Genomic DNA, 18,106 nt, shown 5'->3' on the forward strand with positions numbered 1-18,106 from the left:
TTACCCTCGTTCTTTCAACAGTTCCTTAATCTCCCTTAACTCTGATAATATTTCTTTGGTGTGCTGGCTATTTTTTGAGTTATCTATTCCAACTTTCACAACATAAATACCGAGGAACAGATACACCACCAACATAATGATCATTCCCATGTATATCTCTCCTTTCCAAAGTAGCAGCACATTGCTACGAACGTTCACTATCCTCTCTCTCCAACTGATTGCCATGGAATGCCTTCAAAATGAAAGCCCGATCCGGAACGTTCAACCGTTCATACGATTGCAGATACTCCCTGTTGTCATATGGTACTCCAATGAATTTCACGTCCACTTTGCCCTCTTGGAGATCCACAATGCCATATCTAGCTATGGCAAGATCGTTACAGCCTAGAGCGCCCGGATTCATATATACTCTTTGATCTGTCTTATAATAATGAAGAATATGATAATGACCAAAACAAACCAAATCATGGGCCGTCCCCTGATACTTCGCGTCCAATTTGGTCCCGGATGGTTCTTTATCGATGACATCCAACTTGTCGTTGTTCATATGATAGTGAGTCAAAAGGAACCGATGTCCTTCTACCTCTTTTTCAACGAATTTCGGTAGAGCTTGAATTTTCTTGATCGATTCTGCACTCAAATGCCGACCAATCCATTCGTGATGCTCGGCCATGCCTTTGTGCCCTTCTAATGGACCCTTATTTTGAAGCAAACTCAATACGGCCTCTTCGTTATTCCCCGAAATCGCTATCATATTTTCGCGGCTGTACAACATCTCGATCACTTCATTGGAGTACGGGCCAATACCGATCATATCCCCCAAACAAAATGTATGCTCAATGTCTCCTCTGGAATCGATATCAACCAATACCGCTTGAAGCGCAGGAAAATTCCCATGAATATCGGTTAAGATGGCAACCTTCATTGTGATTCATCCTCAGGAATATACATCGTCTGAATCTCCTGCACACCCGGAATAAAGCCCAGATTCAGATACACGGACTCCGCATCATTTCCTTGCATCACATACAATCGTAGCACAGGATACTGACCCTTAAGCGCATTCAAAGCTCTCTGTAACATCAGTGTAGCAAGCCCTCTTCCTCTATATGCCGGCCGAACCCCTATGCTATATACAGCAGCCTGATTATCCTGCAGACAAAGACGACAGTTGGCAATAAGCTGTCCCGTTTCCTTATCATATACAAGCGTGGAGGCTTGAGTCAGAATTTCATTGGTATAATTAGGATCATCACTTGGAATAAAATCTGCAAGCGTGGTATGTTTTCTTCGTGTAGCTTCAAGACTTCCTGCAAAACTTTCCAGGTCACACTGAGCAATTTCATCTTCATTCACATATTTTCTGGTGCCGGTTTCACTTTCAATAATCTCTGGACTCTTCACGGTTACCCTGCTGTCCCATTCGACTTCAAAATGATCTGTAGGCCGCTGCATCCAGCGACATCTGAACTCCACTGGCCAGAATCCAGCTCTTGCGTATAGATCAACTTGGTCTGGAAGAATCTCAAAGGTCAGAATGCGTTTGGTGCGATCGGACCACTGCATTAATTTATCCTTCAGAAGTTTCAATACCTCAAAGCACTGCTGGAATGGCGGGATAAAAAACAAATGATACATCCGGTTAGGCTCCATTCTCACGCCACCTATTTTGTTTTCCCCCTTGTAAATCCAGTACGCACTGATCTTGGAAGAACTGAACTCTTCTTCCCTGAAAAATCCGACATAACGCATATCATAATAAACCGTGCAATATAATCCCCATTCGGCAAAATCAGCTTTGCGAATCGAATATTCATCCGACAGATCATATTGAAGAATATCTGTAGACCACTCAGTTAAACCCATACGTAATTCCTCCTCAGTTTTAATTACATGTACAGCAATTAATGAACCTTTCTATACGCCACCCCGTGAACATGAATTAACACATGCTCTGTCTCCATACGTTCGAAGAAATCCAACATGTCCTTAAACGGATTCTCGAAATACGAAGACTACCAAGGAAAACCTCTATTGTCTGCCCTGTTTTTGTATTCTTGAACATACAGTGCTCACCGTGAACATCAAAATACCAGTTTCCCGTTAATTCTTCTTCTCCATGGATTACATCCGCATTGGACAGCAAATGGTACGCACCTTCGAGAATTTCCGCCCGATCAGGCTGATCGGTTTCCAATATCAATTGGTCGATTAATTGCCCCGCGATTCTCTGGTACATATCCATCACAGCCAATAATTCTTCCGTAATTTCCTGTGTTATTGATTTCATACCTTCATATCCTTATCCGGGTATCCAATTTCTGCAATTTCACCTTCGATATCACTTAATTTCAGTTCATCATTTAATTGCTGTAGTAAGACCTCATCGATCGGCTTCATATCAAATACCTGTTCAACCAGTTTGATATCCAACGTTATCTCGTAGTAATCCTGTGCCCAAGCATGATAATATTTCGCGCCGCCTACCAAAATCTCTAACAGTTCGTATTCATGATCCCCAAGCTCCGTGCCCGCAGACCACCCTTCCTGATCCGCCACACTCCAGATACAGAACGTCGTCTGATCCATTACAAATGCCGGCTCTACCACAAAAGTATTAAATGCTTCTGGAACGCTTTTTACCACCTCACTGCTATCAACCTTATGCTGAAGTGTATACTCTTTATCAAAGCCTTTAATAATCAGCCCATTCGGACTGAATATTGCAAAATAATGATCTCCTTGCCCATCTCTCATGGATGCCATTTGCTCATTCGTGTCCCACTGGGAATTATACGAGTAATACCTGTACTCCCATTCCGGCATCAAAATGGCATCCAGCATAGCTGCTGCCTTTAGAATCTGTTTGCATTCACTAATGTGAGGAATTTTATCGATAAAGTTAAGATTACCCATCGTGTGATATTGCCCCTTTTACCCTTTCAAAGGAATAATTAGTTGCCCGACCTTGCGGTTAGCAAAGATACGATAACGTAGCCAAAAAGTTGAACCGTAAATACAATGGCGACAAACTCAACCATTATGCTATTAGCTGCATTAAAATCATTCACAAGATCCACAAAGATCTTCCCAGGTCGGGATAATACATCCCACGAATTCCACCGATTAAATCTACCAATGTAAACCCCTATACTGCTCAATAGCAAAATAACACCGACAACCATCATGCTAATGTACTTATTTATTAATTTGTTTAACATGCCATGGATTTGAATGATTGAACAAGTTGAGAGCAGCAATCCGATGATCGCTACGGCAAACGTCAGGGTGAGTCCATACCAAAAATCAATATTAACCCAAAATCTAACCTCCCCTTGAGCATCAAAATATCTGAATGAATGCAGAATCTCCGTAAAAAGGTAGGCCGCATTGGGCAGAAAAAAGAGCCATACTCCACACATCAGCCCCATACATATCATGCTCGTTGTGGTTAATTTCTTATTGAATATGTATCTAATGCAGGATGAGATGATAAATGGTACCCATGCCAGGAACATATCCCAACTTAAAAATCGATACATATTTGTATCTGATTGGGCACGTAAATACATCACAACACCTAGACAACATAAAGTAGCCACGAGCAAGGTAACGATGAGTCGGAGATCTTGAACTGGATGTTTGTTATCTTTCATTTCTTTGCTTCTACTTCCTTTTCCTTGATGAATGTTATAAGTTATAAATACTTTTTAAATGCCTTGCTGGATTCTCCGTTGTACCCCAATTTCGTATAAAAGTGATGTGCTTCGTTTCTGGATGATCCGCTGGTTAGAAACACCTTCATACAATTTTTCTGCACACATACATGCTCTATATGTTTCATCAATTCAGACCCATATCCCTTGCTCTGCACATGTTCCGTAATGATAACCCGTTCAACTACGCCGAATGGTCTATTTTCCACCAAAGCATCCAGACAAATATGTAAATGAGCCGTGCCAATTACCTGATCACCCATTTCATACACAAACAAGAAACTGTTTGGATTATTCCGAACCTCTTCAATCCGTTCTGCCAGTACCTTCGTGTTTAAGTTGTTTGGCAATAATTCTGTATACAGCCTTTCAATAACCGCTGCATCTCTAGCTTCTGCCTCTCTTATCATCAAGCTTCCCCCCCTGTTACCTCACTTGATAACTTAAAATGATATCACCGTTGTCCTCGAATTCACCCGTGTCCTGAAATCCGCAACGTTTGTACAGCGCATTTGCCGCAATGTTATGTGGAACATGGGATACCCTGATCTGCTGGCAGTCACTTCTCTCTTGCAACATACAAACCACTTCTTGAATGGCAAGTTTACCGTAACCCTTCCCCTGGTACTTCTCGTCAATCATGAAGCGCAGAATCCAGTAATATCCGTCATTGTAGATCTCGTTATCAAATAAAATAAAACCGACCATCTGATCCTCTGCCAAAATGCCGTACGGTTTGGACGTAATTTCCTTCGTTGCATGAATCAATGAATCCGCATTGCTTGCGACCAAATCCAGCTGATCTTCCCGTGGTTTAAGGTGGATGCACTCAAGTTCATTTTCTTTGGTTATAGGTCGTAACGTCACTTGCTCCATACCCACAATCCTCTCTCCTTGCAGCTTATTTACTAGATTTTCTTGATCAATATAATCTCCAGAGGTTGTGTATCCAGCAATAGAGCCCCTGCATCAACATACCCCAGCTTTCGATAGAAATGTTGGGCATGTTCGTCTGATTGTGTTGAAGTCATCACCGTATCGAAGCCTTGTTGCTTCATTAAATTTTCCCAGTGATGCACGACTTTTTTGCCATATCCGCCGTTTCGATAGGGTTCATCAATCCAGATCATATTCATGAAGGGAAGGTTATCCCAAAAGTAACCGTACCTCATCCATCCAACTCTTGATCCCTCGTCCTCGTCCCATAGGATGAATATTTCTTTCTCACTAATCTTCGTTTTCACAAGTGGCTGATGGATATGCCGATCTCTTTCAATGATGTAGTCGTAGTCAGCTTCCGTTGCATACTCAATCTTCATTTGTAATACTCCCTTCATTAACTACGTCCATCATAACCCAAAATGTGGTATATGCGAACAGTTCTTTCCTCTTTTTCTCCCATGCCAAAAAACCACGGTTTCCCGTGGCTGCACTCGCTCTATTTTCCTCAATCCGCTGTTGATCCGCTGACCAATTGCCCCTTGTACCATACGGCCTGCCGCGCAGATCGCCGCGCAACGGCTTCCGCCGAACAACTCGCATGCACCAATACAAAACTCGCGGTGTCGCCTACCTTCGGCCATACCTGTTCCCCTTGTGAATCCAGCGGTGTCATACCCCCTGTTACGAATGCCAAAGATTGAGATAAGGACAGTTCGTCACTATATCCGTACAGTTCTGCGAACCGTCCCGCTTTCTCAAGCATATCCCCATTGCCAAAAGGAGACCAATGATCCGTCAAGCTGTCTGTGGCCAGCTTCACGTTCACACCCATACGGCGGAGCATGGGAAGAGGCATCATCGTTCTGCCAATGGGCACCGTGGAAGCAATGCTCATCCCAAGCGAGGCCATTCGCTGCGCCATGTCTTCTGCTTCTTGGTGCTCTGCGCGGGCGAACCAGAACGCATGACTTACCGTAACTTTACCCTGAAGCCCTGCTGCTTCGGTCAGATTTGCGAGTTCCAACAGCGTTTGTTTGCCAGCCTGCCCGCCATCATGCAGATGAATATCGATGCCCGCCTGGTGCTGAACAGCCAGTTCAACCATAGCGTTCAGTGATTTCTCGATCTGTTCGTCCACCGTATAAGGATCAAGTCCGCCCACATGCGTTGCACCTTCCTTCATCGCTTGGCCCATAAGCTCCACTGAATGGGAGCGAAGCAGTCCATGCTGCGGGAAAGCCACGATCTCCGAAGAGATTTTGCCCGAAAATGATTCCAGAGCCTGCCGCGTCGCTTCCAGTCTTTTCAAGCCACTGACAGGTTCAATATTGCAATGACTACGTACATGAGTGGAACCGTACCCCTGAATCAAGGTCAGAATACTCTCCGCTTGACGCTGGGCATCTGGTAACAACTTGGGCAACAGAACCTTTTCTTCTTCAATACGATCGAAAATACTGGAGATACGTTTAACGGCTGTCCACGGCCCATCGTAGTAGGTTTTATCCAGATGAATATGTGCCTCCTCGAACGAAGGCAACAGCAGAAGTCCCTTGCCATCTACTTGTGGTAGATCGCTAGACAGCCGGTTGTTTCCTTCCACAATCTCCGCGATCACTCCATCTTTAATCCGCAGATGAGCGGGGCTTGTCCGTGTCCCCGTCACCTGTTCTCCCTCCCGAACATAACCCCGCTCCACAGTCACGTTTGTTAACCGATAAGCCTGCTTCATCATGTCATCCCTCTTTTCTTACCCGGCATTACGTCCCCCGGATACAGATTGATCTATGATCCATGGTACCATACGGTTTCACAGGGCAAAAATACGTAAAACGTTGGTGTTCCATATGCGGAACGTTTGTATTACTCTACTTAATACATGTAAAAAAACAGGCACAATACGTGCCTGCCCCGTCCACTCACCTTAATCTTCTTGATTACGCGAGTCTATTAAAAATGAAACCGCGCATGTCCTCCATCGGTCACGCCTTCAATCTGTTCGATATCCAGCAGTCTGCGCTTCATCTCCAGACCTCCACGAAACCCGGTCAGCTTGCGATTAGCCCCTATAATGCGGTGGCATGGTAGCAGAACCGGAATTGGATTGGCTCCATTTGCAGCACCAACTGCTCGCACAGCCGAAGGTCTTCCAATCGCAGCAGCTATATCACCATAGGTCCGAATTTCACCGTAAGGCACACGCCCTAGCTCTCTCCATACCTCCTGCTGGAAGTTCGTTCCGATCAAGTCCAGTGGGATCGCATCTGTATAAGCCATCGATTCTCCTGCAAAATAGGACTGCAACCAGTCCATCATACCTGTTTGTTTCAGAGCATCCTCATTCTCTTCCAGTTCCACGCCGGGTGCAACTTTCTGTATCCAGCCGTTCCAGTCCTCCAGTGTTTCGTTGGGCATGACCACTCGGCACAATCCCTCTTCCGTAGCGAGCAGCACCCATGGACGACCGTCCAACTGCATCGTGGTGTACATCAACTTTTTTCTCATTCGTTTACCGCCCTCTCCCTGGTGGAATGCTTAATGCTAGAACTAGGAGGTAATCTGCTTCTTCACCTTACGTTTCATACTGCGGATCATCTGCTTGCTCTCTGGATCCACGCGATAAGATTCCGTGATTTTCTGAAGTGCCTTATTATACGTAAAATCGTCCAGGGTATTATGGTGCAGATAACGCATAGTCACCTCAGGTTGTTTCACATAAGCCATTGAGATGGCCCAAGCAACTGCCATTTTCACATAATACGCCTCGTGCCTAATCTGATCCAATGCAGATAGAACCTGATCGATATATCTCTCATTCAGATAAAAATTCAACAGCATTACCACACCAAACCGGATTTCATATTCCTGATCAGATCTCAGATACGGCTGCAAGAACGCCCACATGGGCTCCGAATGAACCTTCGTATATTTCAGTCCAGCACAGAAGCTGTCACACACCGACCAGTTGTCAATCTTCGGTACAAATGTTTCAATAGCCTTTAACAGTTCGTCCAGATCAGCCTGTACATGTCCAATGACCATTGCTTGCAACATCACTTCTTCAAAATATTCATCCTCTGCCGTTTCCAGATACGTGCGCCAGTCCCCGGCGGCAAGTTGCTTGGCAATTTTTCGTAAGGCTGGCAACCTTACACCTAGTACATTCGTGATGTTGGGAATAAGTGCAGCCGAGAATTTCTGATACTCCGGCTCAACCATGCTGAGCAATTGTGTTCTGATATCTACTTCCACTAGCGCATGTCCTCCTCGTCTGTTGCTGTACAACAAGTATATCCTTGAAGTGGCTGTTTGTAAGCCCATATCGAATGTTTGAGCAAGATTACAATATCATTTTGGGACTCTCATTTTTTCTCCATTTGTTTAATTCCCAACCCATTTCGTTTAAAAATATGAAGCTGACCGAATAGAAAGGAGTATCGATATGAACGGACCTCATACCAAGAAAGATTTCTCCGTGGAGGAGATCACCGAACAACTCGTGCAACATGTACAATCCCGGAACCTTCCCGATTTCTATAAATTGGTGAAAGAACTGCATCCCTACGACCTCTCACTTGTATATAAAAAGTTCCCTGAAGAAGAAACCAATCGGTTTTTGCTTCTATTCAAACCCGATGCTCTGGCGGATCTCGCCGAGACCTTAAAGCTGCACGAACAGATTCAACTGTTTGAACGACTTGGGCCGGAACGAACACTTGAAGTCATGCAGCAGATGGACAAAAGTGATCTGATCCGGTTCATGCACGATTTGCCTGCCAAACGCAGAGAAGAATTGCTTTCCAACATGAACCTAGATCACTCTGCCATTATCCGATCCGTGCTTAATTACCCGCCGGAAACGGCAGGACGCATCATGACAGATCAATATCGGACCCTGCTCGCTCATGAGACAGCCAAGGAAGCCTTACGACAATCGCAAGGTACCATGCATATCTCAGCCTCCAGTTATCTCTATGTAACCGATAATGAAGGCAAACTGGTCGGTGTCGTGAGTTATCGATCCCTTGCCTTGGCTGACGATAAGACCCAGGTTGAAGAACTGATGACCCGGCGGGTGATCCATGCAACGGTAGATATGGACCAGGAAGAAGCAGCACAGCTTCTACAGCGTTATGAGTTTATTGCACTTCCGGTGGTGGATGAAAATCACAGGTTATGCGGTATCATTCAGATGGATGATGTCATCGATATTATTATGGATGAAGCAAGTGAAGATTTGGCCAAGATGGGGGGCGGTAGCAAGGATATCGACTTTGATACCAAACCACTCGTGGCCGTCAGACGCAGGCTTCCCTGGCTCATCTTGCTTCTATTGATTGGTCTAATCTCGGGAAGTATTGTGGATTTCTTCGAGGATACACTCAATCAGGTTGTAGCACTGGCATTTTTCATGCCGATGATCGCAGGTATGACCGGTAACACAGGAACGCAGTCTCTGGCTGTAGTGGTACGCGGACTGATCGGACGCAAGCTCGACAAAGCCACCGTACTCGCACTGATTGGTCGGGAGATCAAGGTAGGCATAATGATCGGCTTGGTATGTGGATTACTGATTACCGTCATCGCTTATTTCTGGCAAGGGGACTGGCTACTGGGTGCCATTATTGGGGTATCTCTGTTCCTCACTCTTGTCATTGGCACACTAACCGGTACCTGTATTCCGCTTCTGCTTAGTCGTTTCAAAGTCGACCCGGCTGTTGCCTCTGGCCCATTAATCACCACATTGAATGATATCTTGTCCCTGTTTATCTATTTTGGAATCGCCACACGTTTCCTCGATGCCTTGATGTAAATAAGTTGGGCATACAGCAAAACAGACCTGATCCTGAGATCAAGGTCTGTTTTTTCATTTTACCAAGTGTTACGCTGATCTTTTATTTTTATTATAGATATCAAACGCTACAGCGAGCAGTAGTACCAATCCCTTAATTCCCTGCTGCCAGTCAATACCGAGACCAATCAGGGACATCCCGTTATTCAGCACACCCATAACCAAACCACCGATGATGGCACCAAATACCGTACCTATGCCCCCTGAAGCGGAAGCACCACCGATGAAACAGGCCGCAATGGCATCCAGCTCGAAGTTGGTACCCGCTCTTGGCGTAGCTGCATTCAGACGTGCGGCGAAGATCAACCCGGATACCGCGGCAAGTGTACCCATGTTCACGAAAACCCAGAAGGTTACCTTTTTTGTTTTGACCCCAGACAGACCTGCGGCCTTCTCATTACCTCCAAGCGCATACACATGCCGTCCCATGACAGTACGATTCATAACGAAGGAGTACACAACGATCAGGACAAACAGCAGGACCAGGATATTCGGAATACCTGCATAACTTGCGAGTACAAATGTAAACAGATTTGTCACAACAGCCACCACAATCAACTTGAGCAAAAACAGTCCCTGTGACACGACTTCAAATCCATATTTTCGCTGGGAACGGCGTTCCCGTAGTTCATTGACAATGTACCAGACGGTGAGCACAAGACCCACAATAATAGATACCAGACCAAAACCTGAGAATTGAATGTCCGCCAGGAAGCCAGAGCTTATTTTCTGGAATCCACCCGGGAAAGGAGAGATCGATTGCCCCTCCAGCACGATCATCGTTAAGCCGCGGAATAGCAGCATCCCTGCCAGCGTCACGATAAATGCCGGAATCCGCACATAGGCGATCCAGAAGCCCTGCCATGCACCGATCAAAGCGCCAACCAGCAAGGAAGCGATGACCGCAAGCCAAGCCGGAAGCTGCCAATCAACCATCATAATCGCGGCAACGGCACCAACAAAGGCTGCAATGGAACCAACAGACAGGTCAATATGCCCGGTAATGATGACCAGCACCATTCCGATTGCCAGCACCAAAATGTAACTGTTCTGCAAAATCAAATTGGTAATATTAATCGGCTTGAGCAACAGCCCGCCTGTCAGTACCTCGAACAAGAGCATAATCACTACCAAGGCAATAATCATGCCGTATTGACGGATATTATTTTTGAACAGTTTTGTTATCATTTCCATGCTTGCCGCCTCCAGACTTGGTCATATATCTCATCAACGTTTCCTGCGATGCTTGCTCCCGGCTGACTTCACCGGTGATTCGTCCGGCATTCATCACATAGATCCGGTCACACAGGCCAAGAACCTCCGGAAGCTCGGATGAGATTACCAGTACGCCCTTGCCTTCAGCAGCAAGCCGATGAATGATCGTATAGATTTCGAATTTCGCTCCCACATCAATACCGCGGGTAGGTTCATCCAGAATAAGAATATCTGGTCCGGCAAAAATCCATTTGCTGAGCACCACTTTTTGCTGGTTACCTCCACTTAGATTACCGGTCTTCTGCAAAATACTTGGTGCTTTGATGTTCATGCTTTTCTTCATCTTTTCCGCCACGAGTACTTCTTCACGCTCGTTCACTACTGCGTTTCCCGTCAGCTTGCTCAAACCCGTTAAGGAAATATTGCGCTTGATGTCATCCATCAGAATGAGTCCGTATTCCTTTCGGTCTTCTGTCACATAAGCAAACCCATTCTGAATAGCCTCTGTGACGGTATTGTTGTGGATCGGTTTACCATTCTTAATGAGTTGACCCGAAATATTCCGGCCATAAGATTTGCCAAAGATACTCATGGCAAGCTCGGTACGCCCAGCGCCCATCAGCCCGGCAATACCTACAATCTCACCACGTCTGATATTCATATGGATCTGATCCAGTACTTTCCGCTCGGCATGATGTTCGTGATATACCGTCCAGTCCTTTACCTCAAGGATAACTTCACCAATGGTCGCATGACGTTCCGGATAACGGCTGGTGAGATCACGTCCTACCATTCCGCTAATAATCCGGTCCTCGGTCACTTTTTCCTTCTTCATATCCAACGTCTCAATTGTCTTGCCATCCCGTAAAATAGTCACCGAATCGGATACCTTGGATACCTCATTCAGCTTGTGTGAGATCAGGATGCAGGCGATGCCCTGTTTCTTGAATTCCAGCATCAATTGCAGCAGATTTTCACTGTCGTCCTCGTTCAGCGCAGCGGTTGGCTCATCCAGAATAAGCAGCCGCACCTTTTTGGAGAGCGCTTTCGCAATTTCGACCAGTTGCTGCTTGCCTACCCCGATGCTGGATACCAGCGTGTTTGGATTTTCGCTCAGTCCCACCTTCGAGAGCAGTTCTCGTGTACCTACAAAAGTTTCCTTCCAGTTGACAATTCCTCTACTGGCACGCTCATTGCCCAGATATATATTTTCCGCGATTGAAAGGTAGGGAATCAGGGCCAACTCCTGATGGATAATGACGATCCCCAGATCCTCGCTCTGCTTAATATCCTTGAACTCACAATTTTTGCCCTGAAATAAAATGTCACCTTCATACGTGCCATGTGGATATACACCACTCAGTACCTTCATCAACGTAGATTTACCTGCGCCATTTTCACCACATATGGAATGAATTTCGCCTTCACGGACTTTCAGATTGACATTTTCCAGCGCTTTGACGCCAGGAAAGGTTTTGGTGATGTTTTTCATTTCCAGAATGATTCCGGCCATGGGATGTGCTCCTTTCATTTATTATTTCAGTCCGATTTCTTCCTTCGTGTAATACTGTGTACCAACGATATCCTGCTCCACATTTGTACGGTCCACCGAGATGGGATCCAAGAGATACGCTGGAACAACCTCAATTCCGTTGTTATATGATGTTTTGTCATTAACTTCCGCCTGTTTTCCTTGCAAAATACTATTGGCCATCTCTACCGTCTTCTCCGCTAGCTTCCGTGTATCCTTGAATACCGTCTGCGTCTGTTCCCCGGCCACAATGGACTTAATTGAGGCAAGCTCAGCATCCTGTCCTGTAATAACGGGCAGCGGTTTGTTCGAAGTACCGTAACCAATCCCTTTCAAGGATGAGATGATACCAATACTGATTCCATCATAAGGAGATAATACTGCATCCAGATTATCACCCGAGTAATAGGCACTCAGCAGGTTATCCATCCGTGACTGGGCCAATGCACCGTCCCAGCGCAAGGTTGCAATCTGGGCCATCGTCATCTGCTTGCTGCGTACCACCAGTTTGCCGGAATCGATGTACGGCTTCAGCACAGACATCGCACCGTCGAAGAAGAAATAGGCGTTATTATCATCAGGAGAGCCACCAAACAGCTCAATGTTAAACGGTCCTTTTCCATCCTTGAGTCCAAGCTTTTGTTCGATGTAGGAGGCTTGAAGCACACCCACCTTAAAATTGTCGAACGTGGCGTAATAGGTTAAGTATGGCGTATTGCGAATGAGCCGATCATACGAGATCACTTGTATCCCTTCGTCATGCGCTTTCTTGATCACATCCGTTAATGTGTTGCCATCCACGGACGCGATGACCATCACATCCACACCTTTGGTGATCATGTTTTCAATCTGTGAAATCTGATTTTCAACCACGTCCTCAGCATACTGAAGATCGGTTTTGTACCCCTGCTCCTGAAACAGACGGACCATGTTCTCCCCGTCTCCCACCCATCGTTCTGATGATTTGGTTGGCATCGATATACCGACATATCCCTTTTCTTTGCTGCCTGGCCCACTCTCTGCCAGATTGCAGGCCGAGAGCATCAAGGTCATCACCAGAAGCCAGATGAGCATTGCTCCTTTTTTCATATGAAGTTCCCCTTTCCTCACATCATACGGTTCTGATTGAGTTATAAGATAACGCTTACAATGCATGTGGTACATTCTGTTGCTTGGTGTTCCTATCTGAGACCAATAGTAGCATTGGAGATACTGCAAGGTCTTTGCACGTTTTGAACCTTTTTTATAAAAATTTAACTTTTGATGGAAACGCTTAAAGTACAAGTGTGATCCATGAGATACCATTCCAGAGTCAAAAAAAAAAGGACATGCTCCACTTCGCTTCACACGAAGTAGAACACATCCATCTCATTTATCACATGTCTAAGTGAATAACTGTAATACGATATTTAATTCGCAGAAGGATGATAGGCTGTCCCCCCGTTCTTTCGATATTGCACTGGTGAAATGCCCATTGTTTTCTTAAATGCAGTGCTGAAATAATGTTGGGTATCATAACCTACACGATCAGCTATGGTGTGGATCGGCAGTGTTGTTGAATCTAATAACTGTATAGCCTTGCGAATGCGAGCATGCGTGACAAGCGTGACAAAGGAATCATTCAGCTCTTTCTTCAGCACACGACTAAGATATACGGCAGATACTTGTAGACGGGAAGCAAGCGATTCCAGGGTCAGTTCCCGCTCGGCATATTCTTCGTGAATAAGTTGTCTTGCCCGGCGAACCAGAGGCGACAACTGTACTTCCCCGAATACCCGTTCACGGCAATGACGGTACGTATCCGGCGTTTCTTCCAGTGTCCCTGCATGTGTCTCCACATGAGCATGAATGGCAATATTCAGGCAAGAACTGATCTGTTGTTCCAGAAGGGACTCTATTTCTTCAGGGGCTTCCTGCCACAGACACATGCCGATCAACCCGCTTACGTCCCGAAACAGGACATGTGGCACGTCCCCCAGCAGTTCACTAATTATATTTTCCACTGCAAACAGAAACAACTGACGATCATTCTCTCTCAGTATCGTCTGACGAGCTTCAGCGGCAGGCCAGCGTACGACCCCGATCTGCACAGGTGGGACGGGGGGCAGCCGCAAAAACACAAGCTGCTCCGTCAGATTCCTCCCTTCAGCCTGCCCCTCCAGCCACTCCAGCATAAATCGCTGGCGAAGCAACGGGATATTACGTTCAATCTGATGAGCTGCCTGTTGTACATATGCCGTCCTCTGGTGCTCTTCAGTAAGTCGCTGATGCAATCGCTCAAGTGCAGCATATAATTGTTCTGCTTGCACAGGTTTTAGAATGTAATCCTCTACGCCAAGACGAACCGCCTCCTGCGCATATGCAAATTCATCATGTCCCGAGATGATCAGGTAACGACAGCCTGGACACTTCTGCTGAAGGGCACGGATTAGTTCGATTCCGTTCAGAAATGGCATATTCATATCAACGAGAACAATATCCACACCCAAATCAGCCGCCCGTTCCAGCGCTTCCTCGCCATCTTCCGCTTCACCAACAACCTCCATCCCGAGAGTTGTCCAGTCAATGGCATCCCGAATTCCCTCACGAATGATCGGTTCATCATCAGCGATGAGCACGCGGTATTTCTTCGCCACATGGCTATCCGGCATAATCTCCATTACTGTAGTCAATGCGGATGTCTCATCTGTTTCAGTGGAAGTTGTCACGGCCGATTTCATGAATTTTCCCATTCACTCTCCTGCCTCTCTTCGTTATTGATTTGCTTGGTTGGTGGGAGCTCTCGCATCAACGGATGAATGATGGTCACACTCGTTCCTTCACCTTCCTGGCTCTCCAGCACAATACCGTATTCATCGCCAAAGGACAGCCGGAGACGGGCCTGCACATTCAACATTCCATAACTTTTGCCTGTCATCCCAGGCGAAGACGCTTCCAAACTTGCTAACGGAGCTTCGAGCAACTGCTGCATCTCGGCAAGCCGTTCGTTGGACATTCCTGCTCCATTATCATGAATGGTCAGCAGCAGTCTGTTATGTTCCAATCTGGCTTCCACCCGAATGTGTCCCGGCCCACGCCTGCCCTTGATTCCATGATAGATTGCATTCTCTATCAGGGGCTGAAGCAGCAGCTTTAACACAAAAAGGTCCCGCAGTTCCTCTGGAATATTCAATGTATACTGAAGACGATCGCGGTATCGTGTCTGCTGAATTTGCATATAGCTGGTCATATGCTCAATCTCGGAGTGCAGTGGAATGTAATCCTGTCCTTTACTAAGCCCTATGCGAAATAATCGAGATAACGCGCCAACCATGCCGGATACATCTTCCGCACCCTCTTTGCGTGCCATCCAATGAATCGTATCCAAGGTATTGTACAAAAAGTGTGGTTTGATATGCTCCTGCAAACTTCGCATTTCAGCGTCGCGCTTCTGCCGCTCCCGCAATTCATTTAGTGATATCAGTTGTCGAATCTGTGCCAGCATTCGGTTATAACTGTTGCCAAGCATGCCAATCTCATCAGCGCGATCGCTCCAGCGGCCTGGTCTGAGATTGCCAGTCTCCGCCCTGCGCATATAGGACATGAGCCGGAAAATGGGCTGAGCAATGGAACGGGAGAACCATAAAGAGGCGCTCAGGCCAAACAAACACACCACAAATACAAAGCTAACCACGTAAAACTGGATTTGGCGTACTTCGGATATCGAGTCTCTTGTGGGAAATACCCCTACCGTTCTCCAACCCGTAAAGGTAGACGACTGATACATGAATAATAACGTTCCACCTTCTGTTTCGGCGGTAAATGTTCCACTCTCACCAGAGGGGAACCAGTCTGTGGGAATGTGTTCTATTAGCGGGTGCTCCGGCTTGTATACACTTTGACCTTCTGCATCCGTCACCATCACATAACCGGATTTCCCCAAGGTTACATTACGGGCAGCCTGAGAGACGGACCTTAGTTTAAGATCAATCATAATCACGCCTCGCACACGTCCTGACGCTTCATCCGTTATGGAACGTGCAACCGATACAATCTCATCATCCTTGTAGCGTACATGTGTCGTGAGATTACGCTCTTTCGGCTGACCCAATACCATGAAGATGCCCGGATTGGCCGAAGCTTTTTGGTACCAATGTTCCTGGATCAGGCTCTGTTCCACTCGGGGATACATCTCGTTGCTAATATAGTCACCACTTGCATTGACAAGAACAATCCCGGCGATTTCAGGATACAATGTTGTGAACCCCTGCAAGGTCTGTTTGATGCCATATAACCGATTTTGCTCCGTTTCGGCATTGGTGTCCATGTTCATCGGTTCGATACCTGCATCATCATTCAGTGGCATTTTGTCGTTCATAAAAGCATCAATATCCGGGTCAAATGCAATCAGATAGGTCATGTTTTGCAAATTCTCCATTTTGCTGTTCAGAGCTTCATTCACTTTGCCAATCAGTTGCATGGTATGCCCTTCAACCTGTCGTTCAACAACCCGCTCCACCGTCCAGTTCACAAGCAACCCAAGCCCTACGGAAGGCACAATGGCGAATAACAGAAAAAGCAGCATCAGCTGGTACCGAAGGGGCATATTACGCAAGCGTAAACGCCGAATCCCGTTCCTGAAAGTGGAGAGAATTGCTCTCCTACTCCAAGGCCTTGGACTCTTGAAATACTCCTTGTTATTTGGCATAGTAATCATCCACATCCGAGCGTGTCACCACAGAGATCCCTGTGTCCACCATCACGGGAAGCGGTGCATTTTCACCGGATGAGGATGGGGCAGGAACCGTTAACTGGTGATGCAGATGGAACAGATATTGGAGTGACCAATATCCCATATTCCAGGTTCCCTGTGCAATTGTAGCTGAGATCGTACCGTTCTTGATCATATCCAATGTAGTTTTATTTGTATCAAACGAAATAATCTGCAATGGATGTCTGTCCCCGGCAGTTTGAACGGCCTCCCCCGCTCCTGCCCCTCCGGTAGCTTCAGTCACAAAAATACCCGCCAGCTGGGGATGTTCCTTCATCATTCTGATTGTTTCGTCTCTGGATACCATCGCATCACCGTGTCCGTCTGCAACTTCAACAATCTGCATGGAAGGGTATCTCTCCTTGATCGTATCGCGGAAACCCTTCGTGCGCTCTTCATGATTTTGTTGTCCGGGCAAGGTTAATACCGCGACCTCTCCCTCACGACCCAGCAGTTCAGCCATTTTATCGGCAGCCATTACACCCGACTTGTAATTATCTGTCCCAAGAAAAGAATAGGCCTGGCTATCAGGTGCATCCGCGTCAAATAATACAACAGGGATATCTGCGTCGATTGCCTTGTTAATCGCTGGAACTAACGATTGAGGATCGATTGCAGATATAGCAATGCCTGCGGGCTTGCGAGCGATAGCCTGCTCGATTACCATGGTCTGCTCCTTCGCATCATACCGGGTAGCCCCGCGATATTCTACGGTCACGCCAAGTGCATCCGCGGCATCCTCGAAACCTTTGAGCGGGCTCTTCCAATACTCCAGCCCGGACTGGAATGTAATCATGATATACGTCTCTCCGATATCACCGCGCAACCCCCGGTCCTCCCAAGAACTGTTTACCTGACTGGTGTATTCAAACCTCAATACATACAACGCAAATGCTGAGATTAGCAAAATGTAAACAAGTAGCATTTTTTTCATTCCGTTCACTTCCTCAAGTCGTCTGATCACCTTGTACATCGTCTAAATTGTAAACGCAATCATTCAAAAAGAAAACTCCCTCGTATCTTTTAAAAGCAAGCTCCTGTTGCTAACGATGCACCCGCTGCAATAATGTACTATATGGTTTCTCCCTCTGGACGTATGA

General features: G+C 46.3%; 19 protein-coding genes. 1 reads left to right on the top strand and 18 read right to left on the bottom strand.

The window, feature by feature from the left end:
• From NSQ20_RS24170 to NSQ20_RS24225, 12 genes are all read right to left on the bottom strand, one after another.
• The gene (locus NSQ20_RS24170) at window positions 1–150 is read right to left on the bottom strand and encodes a hypothetical protein (protein ID WP_164783341.1); all 150 of its coding nucleotides are present in this window, start codon (window positions 148–150) and stop codon (window positions 1–3) included.
• Between the two features lie 34 nt (window positions 151–184).
• The gene (locus NSQ20_RS24175; RefSeq protein WP_340031034.1) at window positions 185–925 is read right to left on the bottom strand and encodes a metallophosphoesterase family protein; all 741 of its coding nucleotides are present in this window, start codon (window positions 923–925) and stop codon (window positions 185–187) included.
• Window positions 922–1,866 (bottom strand): GNAT family N-acetyltransferase, encoded by a 945-nt coding sequence (locus NSQ20_RS24180; RefSeq protein WP_076329121.1) that lies wholly within the window; start codon window positions 1,864–1,866, stop codon window positions 922–924. The genes NSQ20_RS24175 and NSQ20_RS24180 overlap by 4 nt, the downstream gene beginning before the upstream one ends.
• Before the next feature lie 76 nt (window positions 1,867–1,942).
• On the bottom strand, window positions 1,943–2,290 hold the full coding sequence (locus NSQ20_RS24185) for a hypothetical protein (protein WP_245838411.1): 348 nt from the start codon (window positions 2,288–2,290) through the stop codon (window positions 1,943–1,945).
• Window positions 2,287–2,916, bottom strand: a complete 630-nt coding sequence (locus NSQ20_RS24190; RefSeq protein ID WP_340031035.1) for a hypothetical protein — start codon at window positions 2,914–2,916, stop codon at window positions 2,287–2,289. The genes NSQ20_RS24185 and NSQ20_RS24190 overlap by 4 nt, the downstream gene beginning before the upstream one ends.
• A 38-nt stretch (window positions 2,917–2,954) precedes the next feature.
• On the bottom strand, window positions 2,955–3,656 hold the full coding sequence (locus tag NSQ20_RS24195; RefSeq protein WP_340031036.1) for a DUF1361 domain-containing protein: 702 nt from the start codon (window positions 3,654–3,656) through the stop codon (window positions 2,955–2,957).
• A gap of 41 nt (window positions 3,657–3,697) precedes the next feature.
• Window positions 3,698–4,126: a GNAT family N-acetyltransferase gene (locus tag NSQ20_RS24200; RefSeq protein WP_076319905.1), complete on the bottom strand. Its 429-nt coding sequence runs from the start codon at window positions 4,124–4,126 to the stop codon at window positions 3,698–3,700.
• A gap of 16 nt (window positions 4,127–4,142) precedes the next feature.
• A complete protein-coding gene (locus tag NSQ20_RS24205) occupies window positions 4,143–4,592 on the bottom strand; it encodes a GNAT family N-acetyltransferase (protein WP_076319955.1) in 450 nt (149 codons plus the stop codon).
• 32 nt (window positions 4,593–4,624) lie between these two features.
• Window positions 4,625–5,035 carry a GNAT family N-acetyltransferase gene (locus NSQ20_RS24210; protein ID WP_047843998.1) on the bottom strand — a complete coding sequence of 137 codons (411 nt, stop codon included), beginning with the start codon at window positions 5,033–5,035 and terminating at the stop codon, window positions 4,625–4,627.
• Between the two features lie 128 nt (window positions 5,036–5,163).
• Window positions 5,164–6,390 (bottom strand): amidohydrolase, encoded by a 1,227-nt coding sequence (locus tag NSQ20_RS24215; protein ID WP_340033055.1) that lies wholly within the window; start codon window positions 6,388–6,390, stop codon window positions 5,164–5,166.
• Window positions 6,391–6,608: 218 nt separating this feature from the next.
• Window positions 6,609–7,163 (bottom strand): methylated-DNA--[protein]-cysteine S-methyltransferase, encoded by a 555-nt coding sequence (locus NSQ20_RS24220; RefSeq protein WP_340031037.1) that lies wholly within the window; start codon window positions 7,161–7,163, stop codon window positions 6,609–6,611.
• Window positions 7,164–7,205: 42 nt separating this feature from the next.
• Complete coding sequence (locus NSQ20_RS24225) at window positions 7,206–7,910, bottom strand: DNA alkylation repair protein (protein ID WP_340031038.1); 705 nt, start codon at window positions 7,908–7,910, stop codon at window positions 7,206–7,208.
• Window positions 7,911–8,100: 190 nt separating this feature from the next.
• Between NSQ20_RS24225 and mgtE the strand changes: the two genes are divergently transcribed.
• Entirely contained in the window at window positions 8,101–9,471 is a 1,371-nt protein-coding gene (gene mgtE / locus NSQ20_RS24230) for a magnesium transporter (RefSeq protein WP_051447459.1), read from the top strand.
• Between the two features lie 69 nt (window positions 9,472–9,540).
• Here mgtE and mmsB read toward each other — a convergent pair whose 3' ends face one another.
• The 6 genes from mmsB to NSQ20_RS24260 form a co-directional block, all read right to left on the bottom strand.
• Window positions 9,541–10,704, bottom strand: coding sequence for a multiple monosaccharide ABC transporter permease (gene mmsB, locus NSQ20_RS24235; protein ID WP_036674453.1), 1,164 nt, complete (start codon window positions 10,702–10,704; stop codon window positions 9,541–9,543).
• Window positions 10,673–12,238 carry a multiple monosaccharide ABC transporter ATP-binding protein gene (mmsA, locus tag NSQ20_RS24240; protein ID WP_340031039.1) on the bottom strand — a complete coding sequence of 522 codons (1,566 nt, stop codon included), beginning with the start codon at window positions 12,236–12,238 and terminating at the stop codon, window positions 10,673–10,675. The genes mmsB and mmsA overlap by 32 nt, the downstream gene beginning before the upstream one ends.
• Before the next feature lie 21 nt (window positions 12,239–12,259).
• A complete protein-coding gene (gene chvE, locus NSQ20_RS24245) occupies window positions 12,260–13,345 on the bottom strand; it encodes a multiple monosaccharide ABC transporter substrate-binding protein (protein ID WP_340031040.1) in 1,086 nt (361 codons plus the stop codon).
• Window positions 13,346–13,665: 320 nt separating this feature from the next.
• Window positions 13,666–14,916: a response regulator gene (locus NSQ20_RS24250; protein WP_340033056.1), complete on the bottom strand. Its 1,251-nt coding sequence runs from the start codon at window positions 14,914–14,916 to the stop codon at window positions 13,666–13,668.
• 56 nt (window positions 14,917–14,972) lie between these two features.
• The gene (locus NSQ20_RS24255) at window positions 14,973–16,841 is read right to left on the bottom strand and encodes a sensor histidine kinase (protein ID WP_340033057.1); all 1,869 of its coding nucleotides are present in this window, start codon (window positions 16,839–16,841) and stop codon (window positions 14,973–14,975) included.
• A gap of 91 nt (window positions 16,842–16,932) precedes the next feature.
• The gene (locus NSQ20_RS24260; RefSeq protein WP_340031041.1) at window positions 16,933–17,940 is read right to left on the bottom strand and encodes a substrate-binding domain-containing protein; all 1,008 of its coding nucleotides are present in this window, start codon (window positions 17,938–17,940) and stop codon (window positions 16,933–16,935) included.
• Window positions 17,941–18,106 lie beyond the last annotated feature (166 nt).

The organism is Paenibacillus sp. FSL K6-1122, from assembly GCF_037977015.1.
In the GTDB taxonomy this organism is placed as follows: domain Bacteria; phylum Bacillota; class Bacilli; order Paenibacillales; family Paenibacillaceae; genus Paenibacillus; species Paenibacillus amylolyticus.

Coding starts and splice junctions, on each gene's coding strand:
- NSQ20_RS24170 (WP_164783341.1), bottom strand. CDS start 150: ATGGGAATGATCATTATGTTGGTGGTGTATCTGTTCCTCGGTATTTAT.
- NSQ20_RS24175 (WP_340031034.1), bottom strand. CDS start 925: ATGAAGGTTGCCATCTTAACCGATATTCATGGGAATTTTCCTGCGCTT.
- NSQ20_RS24180 (WP_076329121.1), bottom strand. CDS start 1,866: ATGGGTTTAACTGAGTGGTCTACAGATATTCTTCAATATGATCTGTCG.
- NSQ20_RS24185 (WP_245838411.1), bottom strand. CDS start 2,290: ATGAAATCAATAACACAGGAAATTACGGAAGAATTATTGGCTGTGATG.
- NSQ20_RS24190 (WP_340031035.1), bottom strand. CDS start 2,916: ATGGGTAATCTTAACTTTATCGATAAAATTCCTCACATTAGTGAATGC.
- NSQ20_RS24195 (WP_340031036.1), bottom strand. CDS start 3,656: ATGAAAGATAACAAACATCCAGTTCAAGATCTCCGACTCATCGTTACC.
- NSQ20_RS24200 (WP_076319905.1), bottom strand. CDS start 4,126: ATGATAAGAGAGGCAGAAGCTAGAGATGCAGCGGTTATTGAAAGGCTG.
- NSQ20_RS24205 (WP_076319955.1), bottom strand. CDS start 4,592: ATGGAGCAAGTGACGTTACGACCTATAACCAAAGAAAATGAACTTGAG.
- NSQ20_RS24210 (WP_047843998.1), bottom strand. CDS start 5,035: ATGAAGATTGAGTATGCAACGGAAGCTGACTACGACTACATCATTGAA.
- NSQ20_RS24215 (WP_340033055.1), bottom strand. CDS start 6,390: ATGAAGCAGGCTTATCGGTTAACAAACGTGACTGTGGAGCGGGGTTAT.
- NSQ20_RS24220 (WP_340031037.1), bottom strand. CDS start 7,163: ATGAGAAAAAAGTTGATGTACACCACGATGCAGTTGGACGGTCGTCCA.
- mgtE (WP_051447459.1), top strand. CDS start 8,101: ATGAACGGACCTCATACCAAGAAAGATTTCTCCGTGGAGGAGATCACC.
- mmsB (WP_036674453.1), bottom strand. CDS start 10,704: ATGGAAATGATAACAAAACTGTTCAAAAATAATATCCGTCAATACGGC.
- mmsA (WP_340031039.1), bottom strand. CDS start 12,238: ATGGCCGGAATCATTCTGGAAATGAAAAACATCACCAAAACCTTTCCT.
- chvE (WP_340031040.1), bottom strand. CDS start 13,345: ATGAAAAAAGGAGCAATGCTCATCTGGCTTCTGGTGATGACCTTGATG.
- NSQ20_RS24250 (WP_340033056.1), bottom strand. CDS start 14,916: ATGGAGATTATGCCGGATAGCCATGTGGCGAAGAAATACCGCGTGCTC.
- NSQ20_RS24255 (WP_340033057.1), bottom strand. CDS start 16,841: ATGCCCCTTCGGTACCAGCTGATGCTGCTTTTTCTGTTATTCGCCATT.
- NSQ20_RS24260 (WP_340031041.1), bottom strand. CDS start 17,940: ATGAAAAAAATGCTACTTGTTTACATTTTGCTAATCTCAGCATTTGCG.